General features: G+C 44.9%; 7 protein-coding genes and 1 other RNA gene. 7 read left to right on the top strand and 1 reads right to left on the bottom strand.

Annotated elements, in window-relative coordinates; genetic code table 11:
- Positions 1 to 124 precede the first annotated feature (124 nt).
- Both C6Y40_RS10080 and ffs read left to right on the top strand, forming a co-directional pair.
- On the top strand, positions 125 to 1,183 hold the full coding sequence (locus tag C6Y40_RS10080; RefSeq protein WP_105934491.1) for a Glu/Leu/Phe/Val dehydrogenase dimerization domain-containing protein: 1,059 nt from the start codon (positions 125 to 127) through the stop codon (positions 1,181 to 1,183).
- A gap of 80 nt (positions 1,184 to 1,263) precedes the next feature.
- Positions 1,264 to 1,360: signal recognition particle sRNA small type (ffs, locus tag C6Y40_RS10085), an RNA gene on the top strand.
- A gap of 18 nt (positions 1,361 to 1,378) precedes the next feature.
- Here ffs and C6Y40_RS10090 read toward each other — a convergent pair.
- Positions 1,379 to 1,651, bottom strand: coding sequence for a late competence development ComFB family protein (locus tag C6Y40_RS10090; RefSeq protein ID WP_105934492.1), 273 nt, complete (start codon positions 1,649 to 1,651; stop codon positions 1,379 to 1,381).
- A 578-nt stretch (positions 1,652 to 2,229) separates the two neighbouring features.
- Here C6Y40_RS10090 and C6Y40_RS10095 point away from each other — a divergent pair.
- The 5 genes from C6Y40_RS10095 to C6Y40_RS10115 all read left to right on the top strand — a co-directional run bounded on the left by C6Y40_RS10095 (position 2,230) and on the right by C6Y40_RS10115 (position 12,572).
- Positions 2,230 to 5,223 (top strand): TonB-dependent receptor, encoded by a 2,994-nt coding sequence (locus tag C6Y40_RS10095; protein WP_105934493.1) that lies wholly within the window; start codon positions 2,230 to 2,232, stop codon positions 5,221 to 5,223.
- A 414-nt stretch (positions 5,224 to 5,637) separates the two neighbouring features.
- The gene (locus C6Y40_RS10100) at positions 5,638 to 8,541 is read left to right on the top strand and encodes a TonB-dependent receptor domain-containing protein (RefSeq protein ID WP_105934494.1); all 2,904 of its coding nucleotides are present in this window, start codon (positions 5,638 to 5,640) and stop codon (positions 8,539 to 8,541) included.
- A gap of 87 nt (positions 8,542 to 8,628) precedes the next feature.
- Positions 8,629 to 9,543, top strand: a complete 915-nt coding sequence (locus tag C6Y40_RS10105; protein ID WP_105934495.1) for a class I SAM-dependent methyltransferase — start codon at positions 8,629 to 8,631, stop codon at positions 9,541 to 9,543.
- The gene (locus tag C6Y40_RS10110; RefSeq protein ID WP_105934496.1) at positions 9,543 to 11,327 is read left to right on the top strand and encodes a 2OG-Fe(II) oxygenase family protein; all 1,785 of its coding nucleotides are present in this window, start codon (positions 9,543 to 9,545) and stop codon (positions 11,325 to 11,327) included. Before C6Y40_RS10105 ends, C6Y40_RS10110 begins: the two co-directional genes overlap by 1 nt.
- 480 nt (positions 11,328 to 11,807) lie before the next feature.
- Positions 11,808 to 12,572 (top strand): DUF3450 domain-containing protein, encoded by a 765-nt coding sequence (locus C6Y40_RS10115; RefSeq protein ID WP_105934528.1) that lies wholly within the window; start codon positions 11,808 to 11,810, stop codon positions 12,570 to 12,572.
- Positions 12,573 to 12,574 lie beyond the last annotated feature (2 nt).

Here is a 12,574-nt window from a genome sequence, read left to right on the forward strand (position 1 = left end):
CTAGAAAGCGGTGTAGTAAAAAAAAGCGCTTGCGAGGTGTAAATTTAATGCCTGAAAGACGCAACGCTTGTCCTCACAAGGCTGCGCTACTATACACTTTTACTCTTAAGGAACTGTGAAGATAATGTCTGTGTTTGAACATTCAGAATTTGATGCCCATGAGCATGTTGCGTTTTACTCCGATCCAGTTACCGGACTGAAAGCGATTATTGCGATTCACAACACCAATCTCGGGCCATCGCTGGGTGGCTGTCGAATGTGGCCTTATCTTAACAGCAGCGAAGCACTTACTGATGTACTGCGCTTATCAAAAGGCATGACCTACAAAGCAGCAATGGCCAACCTGCAGCAAGGCGGTGGCAAAGCGGTGATCATCGGCGACCCGCGTAAAGACAAAAGTGAAGCCTTTATGCAGTCGATGGGGCGTTTTGTGGAGAGCCTGAACGGCCGGTATATTACGGCTGAAGACTCAGGCATCACTGTTGACGATTTGAAAGCTGTGGCTACTCAAACAAGCCATGTGGCGGGGACGTCTGCGCAGTACAATGCACTGGGTGAAACCCCTACCGGCAATCCTGCACCATCAACTGCTTATGGCGTTTTTGTCGGGCTCAGGCAAACGGTGAAACATGTGCTTGGTAGTGATCTGCAAGGCGTGAAAGTAGCCATTCAGGGCATGGGGCATGTGGGGTACCGGCTGGCTAAACAGCTGCATGCTGAAGGCGCTGAGCTTTATGTAGCGGATATTTTTCCCGAAGGATTGGAGCGTGCCGAACAAGAACTGGGTGCTACAGTGGTTGCACCAGAAGAAATCTTAACCCTGCCGGTAGACGTGCTGGCGCCTTGTGCCATGGGGTCGTCGATTAATGATGAGTCGGTGCCGGATATCCGCGCCAAAATCATTGCCGGTGCGGCAAATAATCAGTTAGCCCGGGAAGAGCTGGGAACGGTCTTACATAAAAAAGGCATTTGCTACGCGCCGGATTATGTTATCAACGCTGGTGGCATTATCGATATCTATCACCAGAAGCAGGCGGATAGTTCAGACCAGGCCATGCGTGAACATCTGGCGAAAATTGGCGATACGCTGATTGAGGTTTATGAGCGCGCTGAAGCTGAAAATGCACCCACCAATCTGGTGGCTAATCGTATAGCAGAAGAACGATTTGCAAAGCGGGGTTGAACTTTAGCTAACAAGTCGTCATAATGCGCCGCGCTCGTGACTTGTAACCAGGTCACGGCGCACAAGTTTCTATGGTGGGCTTTTGGTCCTCCCGCAATGATACTCTGTGAACCCGGTCAGGCCCGGAAGGGAGCAGCCGCAGCAGACGACTCATGTGCCGGGATGTGGCTGGAAGCCTGCCACCCAAATTCCTCTCTATTCTTTACGTGTTTTTGGCTGGTCGAGAAATTTAATTGCTTTTTCGATAGCATACTCAACGTTCATTTCCATTTGCTGACGTTCGCTTTGTGGCAGGTAAAATGCCATATCAACTTCATAACGAATGTAACGCGGTGGCACCTGATTTAGCGCCAGACAGCACAGATCTGCCAGATAATCACCAGACTTGGTTTGATCCAGTCCTAGTTGAGTGATGCGTTCCAGTACCAGATGTTCGTAATAATTATGAATATCGTCATCTAATTTCACGGTAATTTCCTATTTTCAACAACCTATCAGTATTCAGTTATAGCTATTCTGGCTCAGTTGTCGAGCATCTTTAAGACAAAAAAGTCAATTGGGCGCTGTATCACGACCGAGTGTTCTCTTAATTTCCGAATAACGACAATCTACCGTACATTTTGCTGCCAATAGCCTTGCAACAAACTGAAAAAATTCGCGACGGGTATATGGTGGAGATTTAGCCTTTCAGGCAAAAGTTTCATCATACAATTGGGTTATTTCGCTCGATGCGATTAATGACTGATTAGCGAGGGTAAACTGCCGGAACCCGTTTCCCTGTTTGGCCTTTCTGTTGTCCGTGTAAAATAAAAGCGTCTTCAATGTAATAAAAGTGTAATGCGGCGGAATAAATATAGTACAAATTATACTTTTTGATTAATTTTTAACCTCGACTATCCCCTCCTGAACCTGCGCAAAATTGTCTGCAGATAGGTTTGCTGCTTAGTATGACTTCGGGAAAATTCCCATTCTAATGTCATAAGTCGTTATAAAAACGGCAGTTCTTCCAACCGCTTTGGTTAGCAGGTTGGTCCAGGGAGATAGAAATGTTTAATATGAAAAAAAGCATTGCTGCAGTAGCAGTTGCTGCATCACTTGGCATGGGCGCAAGCGCTTATGCAGGGAACAACGATGGTGGTATCGTTGTAAGTGTCAGCGATGGCAGCGAAGCACCACTTTCCAACGTATCCATTGTTATTCGTAATTCAAACACCGGTTTTCGACGCTCGGTAACTACCGACAGTGACGGTAACCTTCGGGTAGGTCTGTTACCCGTAGGCGTTTACGAGGTTGTGGCCGAAAAAGACGGTTACGATACCGTATCGCTCGGTGAAGTTACGGTCAGAATCGGTCAGAACACCAACGTAAATCTGACTCTTTATCCGGACAACGTAGAAACCATCTCAGTAACCGGTTCTGCTATTGCCAGTATCGATTTCACTTCTACTGAATCAGCGCTTAACATCAGCGCCGTTGAGCTTGACCGCTTACCAGTGCCACGGAGCGTAACCTCTGTAGCTCTTTTAGCGCCGGGTACCACTCAGGGTGATAACCGTTTCGGTGGTGTGTCTTTCGGTGGTTCATCGGTAGCAGAAAACCAGGTATATATTAATGGCCTTAACGTTACCAACTTCCGAAACGGTCTGGGCTTCAGTAATCCCCCGTACGAATTTTATGACCAGTTCCAGGTTAAAACCGGTGGCTACTCTGCTGAATTCGGTCGTTCAACCGGTGGTGTGATCAACGCTGTAGTAAAATCTGGTACTAATGAATTCCATGCTGGTGCCAGTGCTTACGTAGTGCCTTCTGATTTGCGCGAACAGGCGCCTTCAGTGTTTGAGGAAGACGGCTCTTACTACACGTATCGTGACAACGATAAAAGTAGCACCATTAACTACAACATTTGGGCATCTGGCGCACTGATTGAAGATACTCTGTTTTTCTACGCGCTGTATAACCCGCGTGATGTTGAATCACGAAGCGACCGTACATTATCAGACGGTAACCTGAATGAAAGCAACGATGACAACGCGTTTTGGGGTGTTAAGCTTGACTGGAACATTACCGATAACCACCGTCTGGAATTACTCACGTTTTCTGATGACTCAGAAGACGTAACAGAAATCTCTAACGTCACTGAAGAAGGCGAAAAAATTCGTATTGGTTCTTCAACCTCTTACAGCGGTGGTACAAACTGGTCACTCAAGTATATCGGATATCTGACAGATGATTTAACTGTCTCTGCCATGTATGGTGAAAACAAATATGATCTGACTACAGAAACAGATTCTTCAGCAGATTGTGAGTTAGCGCTTGATTATCGTTATTACTATGGGTTTGCCACAGATATTCCGGGTACCGGTGTGGTAAGCAATGGTTGTGCGACAACCAGCAACTATTATCTGGAAGAAGGTGAAGATACCCGTGAAGCCATGCGGATCGATTTTGACTGGGCGGTTAGCGATGACCATTTACTGCGTTTCGGTATGGATAACGAGACAAATACCTCTTATGGCAATGAGTTTTATGCCGGACCGCGCGGCACGTATTGGTTAATTTACGGCGGCTTTGATGGAGAGACCGTCAACGATGTAGTGCTGGACGCTGATACTGACTACGCCATGGGTCGTACCCGAACAGTGGGTGGTAACTTTGAAACAGAAGCGTCTGCTTTCTACATCGAAGATACCTGGACGGTAACCGACGAAATTACGCTGACCTTAGGTTTACGTAACGAACAATTCGATAACAAAAACGCATCGGGTGAAACCTTTGCGAAAATCGATAACATGTGGGCACCTCGTTTAGGTTTTGCCTGGGATATCGGCGGTGTCGGCGAGCATAAAGTGTTTGCCAGTGTTGGTCGTTACTTCCTGCCTGTAGCAAACAACACTAACGTGCGCCTGGCTGGTAACGAAGCCGACCAGCGTAACTACTATGTGTTTACCGGATGGGAAGAGTTTACTTATAACGGCGGCACCTACTATGCGCCAGGACTGGGCGAGCAAATCGGTACTACCCGCGTAACTTCGACCGGTGAAGTACCTGATACCCGTTCAATCGTTTCGAATAACCTCGACGCCATGTATCAGGACGAAATCATCATTGGTTACCAGGGTATGATCAACGAAGACTGGAGCTGGGGAGTCAAGGGTACGCAGCGTAAGTTAAACGGTGCTATTGACGATATGATCATCGACCATGCTATTGCCGAGCGTTTTGGTTGTGGTGATGACTATCACCCGAACCAGTACGTTCTGGGTAACCCGGGTGAAAGCATGGAAGTATATACCGATACCGACTGTGACGGCAGCGTTGATGATTGGGCTACCTTTACGGCAGAAGAGCTGGTGTACCCGGAAGCAGAACGGACCTACTATGCCGTTGACCTGAACATCGCCAAAGCCTGGGATGGGGTATGGAGCCTAGATGCAACTTATACCTGGTCACACAGCTATGGTAACTCAGAAGGTCTGGTTAAATCAGATAATGGCCAGGACGATGCCGGTCTGACGACTGACTTCGACTTCCCTGAACTAATGGATGGTGCTTACGGTAACCTGCCTAATGACCGTCGCCATATGCTGAAAGTCTTTGGTTCATACGCTATCAGTGAAAACTTCACTGTAGGTATTAACTACTCACTGCAATCTGGTCGTCCGATTAATGCCTTTGGTGTTGCTCACCCGGGTCCAGATGGTGAAGTTGATTACGGCAATACCTATTATCTGTCTACTGACAGCGGTGCGGTAAATGATGAAGGTGCAATCATCTATGATTACGAACAGGTCACCCGAGGTTCTCAGGGGCGCACTCCATGGGTATCACGTGTCGACGTGAACCTGGCATACAGCACAGAGATCGCCGGACTGGATACGCGTTTCAAAATCGATGTATTTAATTTGCTCGACGCAGATAATGTTACTCGAATTAACGAAATTGCCGAAAGTGCCCAGGGTCAGGCAAGCCCGCGCTACGGACTTGCTCAGGCTTTCCAAACCCCTCGTTACGTACAAATTAGTGCTAACGTCACTTTCTAAATATAATAAGCCCCTGTTTTAAAGGGGCTTTTCTCTTTGAGTTAATAATGCTGTAGTAATAACCCAAAAGCACGATTTTGCGCAACAAGCAAACAAGTGTTTGAATAAAACGTTATTAAAGGCATAGGAGCTTGTGAATTTTTGTTAACACGCCGTAAGGAATTATTTACGATAAGAATTATTTATTAGGAAACTACTGGAACTTTTTGGAATACAAGTTCACCACCTAGTTGACCCTTCCTGCGCTATCTGGTTATTATCCACTGAGACGCGTTGCGTTTGTCGCTAATTATCGGCAAGTCGTCTGCTTTTCTTAAAGTAGCGTAGCGTCTGTAACAGGGTGCCGCGTCTATTAAAAAAGTCGTTATAAAGCGATAACCATATAAGTAAAATAGTGGTCCAGGGAGACAATTAATGTTTACAAATAATAAACTGGCTAAGTCAGTTAAGCTGGCTTTTGCCCTTAGTGCTGCGTCCGCAGCACTGATTGCACCTAACACAGTCTTGGCACAGGAATCATCAGAAGTCGACGAAGCTTCGGTTGAAAAAATTCAGGTAACTGGTTCAAGAATTCGCAAAATCGAATTTGCTTCAAATGCGCCAATTGCTACTGTGGGTGAGCAAGAATTCGAAATGACTGCAACGGTAAACACCGAGTCACTTCTAAACACAATGCCTCAGGTTGTTCCAGGCCTGGACAGAACTTCTAACAACCCAGGTAATGGTACTGCAACTGCCGACCTTCGGGGGTTAGGTGCAAACAGAACGTTGGTGCTTGTTAATGGTAAGCGTGTAACGCCAACAACCGCATCTGGTGTGGTTGATATCAACGCCATTCCTACCGCTATGATTGAGAACGTTGAAGTTCTGACCGGTGGTGCTTCAGCGGTATACGGTTCTGATGCGATTTCCGGCGTAATCAACTTTATCCTTAAAGACGACTTTGAAGGCGTTGATGCTTCTGTAGGTTATGAATCCACAGAAGAAGGCGATGCTGGTATCTGGAATGCTGACCTGACTATCGGTGGTAACTTCGATGATGGTAAAGGTAACGTTGTATTCAACATGGCCTACACTAGTCGTGAAGACCTTTTCCAAGGCGACCGTAGCTTCGCAAACACCGCATTATTTGATGATGGTGCCGGTGGTTTAGAGCCTGGTGGTTCTTCTGGTGTTCCTCAAACTGCTATTTTTGCTGGTGGTTTCTCAGATTTTTCTGATAGCTCAGGCATCATTTTTGGGCAAGACGGCAGCGTTCGCCCATTTGTAACCTCAGGTCAGGTTAACGATTATTATAACTACGCGCCGGTTAACTACATTCAGTTACCTCAGGAACGTCACCAGTTTTCTGCATTAGGTCACTATGAAGTTACTGATAACATGGAAGTTTACGGTAGTGCGATGTTTACCGACAGTAACGTTCCTTCTCAGTTAGCTCCGACTCCGATTTTCCAGACCAGCACGTTTACACTGGATGGTAACCCATTCATTTCACCAGAGGCGCAACAAATCATTTCTGGTGCGATTGGTTTAGGCGTTGATACTGATGGTGATGGTATTGACGATGAAGGTCGTGCACTGTTAAGACGCCGTCTTGAAGAGGTGGGTCCTCGTCGTTCTGAAGATACTTTTACCTCATTCCAGGTTATGGGTGGAGTACGAGGCTTCTTTGGCGATTCAAGCTGGAGCTACGATGTTTATTATCAAACTGGCCGTGTTCGTAATGCTAATGCCCAGTTAGGTAACGTTAACCGTGGTCGTTTCGATCAGGCCTTATTACTGGCCACTGACGAAAATGGTCAGGTCATCCTTGACGCAAACGGTAATCCTTCATGTGCTGACACTTCAAACAATGGTTCTACCGTGGGTTGTACGCCACTGAACATTTTCGGTGAAGGTAATATTTCTGAGAGTTCTGCAGCATTCTTGCGTACTGCGGTTTCTGCAACTTCAACCTTCGAGCAGCGCTTATTCGGTGCTAACATCACGGGTGATACAGAAGGTTTCTTCGAACTTCCTGGTGGTCCAATCGGGTTATCATTTACCTATGAACACCGTGAAGATGACTTCGAATTCTTGCCATCTCAGGACTTAGCAGCCAGTACTATTGCCGGATTTAACGGTTCTCCTGCGGTTGCAGGTGGTTTTAACGTTAGCAGTTATGCGGTTGAAGCTTATTTACCAATCCTGGTAGGCGCGCCTTTTGCTGAACTGTTAGATTTAGAACTTGCTTACCGTGCAGAAGATTACACTACTGCAGGTTCAGTAAGTGCATATAAAATTGCTGGTAGCTGGGCGCCGGTTGATAGTTTCCGTCTACGAGCTGGTTTCAACACGGCGGTAAGAGCGCCAAACATTTCTGAACTGTTTAGCCCTCAGGGTGAAAACTTCCCGGGTGCAACCGATCCTTGTGCGGGTAACGCTCCGGATGCATTTAAAACGGCAGAAGTGGCTGATCTGTGTGTTCAGACTGGTGTTCCTGCTGACGTAGTTCATACTGCGGCAATCAACCCTGCATCTGGTCAGGTTCGTGCGCTTAGTGGTGGTAACCCTAACCTGGTTGAAGAAGAAGCAGAAACCTTAACTGTTGGTTTCGTGTTCGATGCAACAGACGAGATATCTTTAAGTCTTGATTACTTCGACATTGAAATTGATGATGCGGTATCTTCTTTCGGTGGTGGTGCTAACAATATTCTTGATACGTGTTATGACTCATCTAAAGCCGGTTCTGGTTTAGGTGGTGCTTTCTGTAATGCGATTAATCGTCGTTCTGACGGTACTATCGACTACGTAGAAGCGGGTACTCAAAACGTTGCGTCAATCACTCTTAAAGGTTACGACTTAATTGCTTCTTACGAAACTGAAGTAATGGGCGGTGATTTATCTGTTCGTTACTTAGGTACATACACCACAGAAAGCGACTTCCTGCCATTTGACGGTTCTCCAGACCTGATTGAGTGTGCTGGAAACTTTGGCGCAAACTGCGGTGAGCCAGTGCCTGAGTACAAGCACAGAACTACAATGACTTACTCTGCTGACGACTATACTCTGCAATTATTATGGCGTTATGTAGGCGAAGTAAGTGATGACGATGATTCACAGGATTACACTGTTGAAAAAATCGATGGATTCAACTACTTCGATGTTGCCGGAACTTACTTCTTAACAGAGAACTTCCGCGTAACTGCAGGTGTCGACAACATGTTTGATAAAACGCCACCAATCATCGGTGGTAACGACGAACAGTCAAACACCTACCCGGCTACCTATGATGTATTCGGCCGTACTTACTACGTGAACTTCCGCGTATCGTACTAAGAATCATTATGTAATAAGATAAAAAAGCCTCCTTCGGGAGGCTTTCTTGTTGGTGAAGTGCTCGAAAAATAAGAGAGTTGATACAGAATGAATAAAAAGAAAAAATGGAATGAGTTCTGGGCAACGGAATCTGATTTTCATGAGGTCTTCGTTTGTGGAGGCGATGATAATAACAATGCCTTAAAAAAACTATGGCACTCTGTTTTTGCACAGTTTAGTAGCCAGGCAAGAATAATCGATATGGCCAGTGGAGCTGGTTCTATATACCGCTCGATAGAGGCTAAAAGTTTTTCAAATTTAGTTGCAGTCGATGGCTCAACTGCTGCGTTAAGCGCCTTATCTAAAGGTTTACCGGATGTCACCACGATTGAGCAGGATATTACAATATACAATCCTGAAGTAGAGCGTGCTGATCATGTTGTGAGTCAGTTCGGTATTGAATATGGTGGCATCGCAGCTTTCAAAGTTGCGCTTGCTATGCTCTCCTCAGGAGGCTCAGTACACTGCTTATGTCATGGGCAAAATAGTTCAATTCCGCTTCAACAACGACAACAACTGGAAGGAATTGAGTTGATAAGAACCACTGAGTTTTTATCGTTAGCGATGCACTGTATAGCAGCCATGTATAGAAATGATGTGCCCATGATCGAGAAGTATGTGGAGCAATTCAGGAAGGTTGAACCCTTACTTGCCAGGTTTGCCTCTGAATACCCACAAACGTTTGCTGCGCATATTCACGCGTCACTCAAAAAAATGATACTGCAGCTCAAAAGTTACAATGAAAAGGATGTGTTAGAGTGGTGCGAAAGCGCTATGGCCCAGTGTGATGAATTAGAATCAAGAGCCCGGGATATTGTGAATATTGCGCTTGATACCGATAAAATCCAACAGTTAGAACAGTTATTCGCACTGAAAAAAATGGAAAATTTCCAGGTCGAAGACGTTATAAATGAAAACAATGCCAGTGTAATTGGACTTCTTATTTCAGCAAGAAAACCTTAATGAATCCTCTGCAAACCATATTTACATTAATTAATCAAAAGCAGTACCCCGAGGGTAAGCAAGCCGCTACTTCATTGCTCAAGCGAAATAAAGACAGGCGCCATCAACCCATACTCTTGCGTTTAAGAGCTACGTGCTGTTTTGCCTTGCAAGAATATAAACAGGCGATCGATGATCTGCAACAAGCCTGTAAGCTGGGAATGGAAGACGGCGAAATTTATGTAAACCTGGCCAAAGCTTATTTTTTCATTGATGAAATTCCTAAGGCCTTTAACAATATCTCTAAGGCCCTATCGTATAAAGATCGTTTTTATTCTCAGGCAGTAATATTCCTGAATAAATCTCTTTTAAACCAACTTCATGAATCAGAACTCAGTGTTCTCTCAGGCTTTTTAAGTGCAGAATTGGTGATTGGCGACCAAGCTAAAAATGCATTAGCAAATATATTTTTAACGCAGGAAAAAGTAGATGAGGCCATGCAGGTATTGAGTTCTGTAGAATCTACTGGCTCCGCCGATATTGAAATGACCCTGGCCGTAGCGCAAAGGCTAAAAGGGGATAGCCAAAAGGCAGTGGCAAGGTTACTTTCTGTTAAAGACCAATTTGGCAGTCACCATGCAATTTTCCATCAACTTGGTAATTGTTATTCAGACTTAGGCGAACTTCGTACTGCCTGTCAGTATTATGAGGCAGCAATTGCGTTAAATGACCAGTACAGGTTTAGTCATTTTAATCTTGCCGAATTATTATATCAGCAGGGTTTGGCAGACAGTATGCTGACCAGCTATGATCTTCTGGATACAAAAAATCGATTTAATATTTACACATTTAAAGACTATCTGCAGTTTTTACTGAGGTTGAATGCTTATGACAAGGTCTTAAATGCCCTGGAACAGTATAAAGTACAATTTAAGAGCCGCTCGTTGCTGTATTACAGAGCTGAGGCGGAAAGGCTTAACGGAAACGAACAAAAAGCATTGCAAACCATTAAAGCTATAGAACCTGAATTACTCACTCACGACGAGTTATGCCAGCTGGCTCAGCACTTGATATCCACTAAAGAATACGTGTTAGCTCAAGCGTTTTTAGAGCGGGTTCTGTCATTGGACAAATTCAACCAGTGGGCTTTTTCGCTGTATTTTTTGTTGTCAAAAAATTCGGTAGTGCCTGCTCCTCAGGCACTAAGATATGAAGATTATATTTTTGAGTACCAGATAAAGGCTCCTGAGAGTTATGACAGTACTGAGGACTATCTCATAGCGCTCTCTACGCGACTGAATCGGATGCACTCTGTCTCAAAAAATAGCCCACTCAACCTGACAATTCAGGGGGGAACACAAACCCAGGCAAACCTATTTGCAGTAAAAGACCCTCTGATAACGCATTTAAGCTCTGAGTTTCATCGTTGTGTGAGCCAAACTTTAACGGAGATGACTAAACAAAAAGTACTCCACGAAGGCTTTTACCAGCAAGGTCAAACCTACTGTAGTGGTTCCTGGTCGATTAATACTAAGGAAGAAGGAAACCATTCGAATCATATACACCCAATGGGTTTAGTGAGCTCTGTTTGTTATATTTCGCTTCCTGAATGCATATCAGAGGATAATGGCGCAATACAATTTGGCGTACCGCCATTTTTAACATCATTCGTTCCTCAAAGCCTAACGTACAGGCCTCGCACTGGTGTCTTATTGGTTTTCCCTTCCTGTTTCTGGCACGGCACTCTGCCATTAAAAGGCGGAGACAACAGACTAACAGTGGCCGCTGACTTTGTTGTGAAATAACAAACTGAACAAATTGTTTACTCAGCTGTAGAATGCTGGGGCAAGATAATTCAACCCCCGAAGTTAATGTATCAGTTTCGATTTAATATGGTTGCTTACAAAGGTTCCATCAGAAATACCGTATGCAAAAAGGCTCCACAGGCTGGTCGGACTTTACTGATTAAATTGAATAACTGTTCACGAGATGTTGTGTATATTTTGTAATTTATTTACACTTTGAGAAGTTTTATAACATACCGCGAACAGCTGATTTGTATAATCACTGACCAAACAAAAGGGGATCCCTCAGGTGCAGGAGCTTGTTACTTGACTCCCTTATTGTTCTCGTGTGACTATAAGACGTTCGTAGTATTGGTGTCAGTCTGGCAAATACTACCTTCCTAAATATATTTATAAATTTTATACGCCCCTTGCGAAGCAGTATTTTTATTACAAGTCGCAAGGATTCAAATAAGAAATTGGTTGGGAACTATGTCCAAAATGAGCAAGAGAACTCTTATTGCTTCTACTATGATGGGTGCATTCGCACTGACTGGTAGCGCAGTCGTCTCTGCAACGGATCTGAAAGATCTTCACAATGAAGAAGCGAAGATTCATGCGGCTGCAGCGAAATCTCAAGAAAAGATCAACGCGCTTTTCGAACAGTCACAAGAACTGTTAGTAGAATACCGTGGTGTTGTTGATGAAACTGAAAACCTGAAGATCTACAACGATTATCTGGCAAGTCTGGTTGCTGACCAGCAGCGTGGTATCGACTCTTTACAAAAGCAAATCGACAGCATCGAAGATACCAAACAAGGTATCGTTCCTCTGATGTTCCGTATGATCGACAGCCTTGAGAAATTCATCGAGCTGGACGTTCCAATTCGTCTTGAAGAGCGTAAAGAGCGTATTGAAAGACTGCGCGACCTGATGGCTAACTCGAATGTAACCGTTTCCGAGCAGTTCCGTCAGGTGCTTGATGCATACCTAATCGAAACTGAATACGGCACGCGCATCGCGTCTTACCAGGGTACTCTGGATGATAACGGTACTGAAGTAACCGTTGACTTCTTTAACCTGGGCCGTACTGCAATGCTTGCTCTGTCTCTGGACCAAAAACACGCTTGGGTTTGGAACAATGACACCCGTTCTTGGGAAGCACTTGGTGACGAATATCTGGGCTCTGTAAACGAAGCTGTGAAAATGGCTAATGGTTTGGTCCCAGCAGAACTTATCAAACTTCCAATTAAAGCAGCGGAGTAAGC

Source organism: Marisediminitalea alba, from assembly GCF_002993365.1.
GTDB lineage: Bacteria > Pseudomonadota > Gammaproteobacteria > Enterobacterales > Alteromonadaceae > Alteromonas > Alteromonas alba.

What these genes read in the sequence shown, in the direction of transcription:
- C6Y40_RS10080 (WP_105934491.1), top strand. Translation starts at nt 125, where the DNA reads ATGTCTGTGTTTGAACATTCAGAATTTGATGCCCATGAGCATGTTGCG.
- C6Y40_RS10095 (WP_105934493.1), top strand. Translation starts at nt 2,230, where the DNA reads ATGTTTAATATGAAAAAAAGCATTGCTGCAGTAGCAGTTGCTGCATCA.
- C6Y40_RS10100 (WP_105934494.1), top strand. Translation starts at nt 5,638, where the DNA reads ATGTTTACAAATAATAAACTGGCTAAGTCAGTTAAGCTGGCTTTTGCC.
- C6Y40_RS10105 (WP_105934495.1), top strand. Translation starts at nt 8,629, where the DNA reads ATGAATAAAAAGAAAAAATGGAATGAGTTCTGGGCAACGGAATCTGAT.
- C6Y40_RS10110 (WP_105934496.1), top strand. Translation starts at nt 9,543, where the DNA reads ATGAATCCTCTGCAAACCATATTTACATTAATTAATCAAAAGCAGTAC.
- C6Y40_RS10115 (WP_105934528.1), top strand. Translation starts at nt 11,808, where the DNA reads ATGAGCAAGAGAACTCTTATTGCTTCTACTATGATGGGTGCATTCGCA.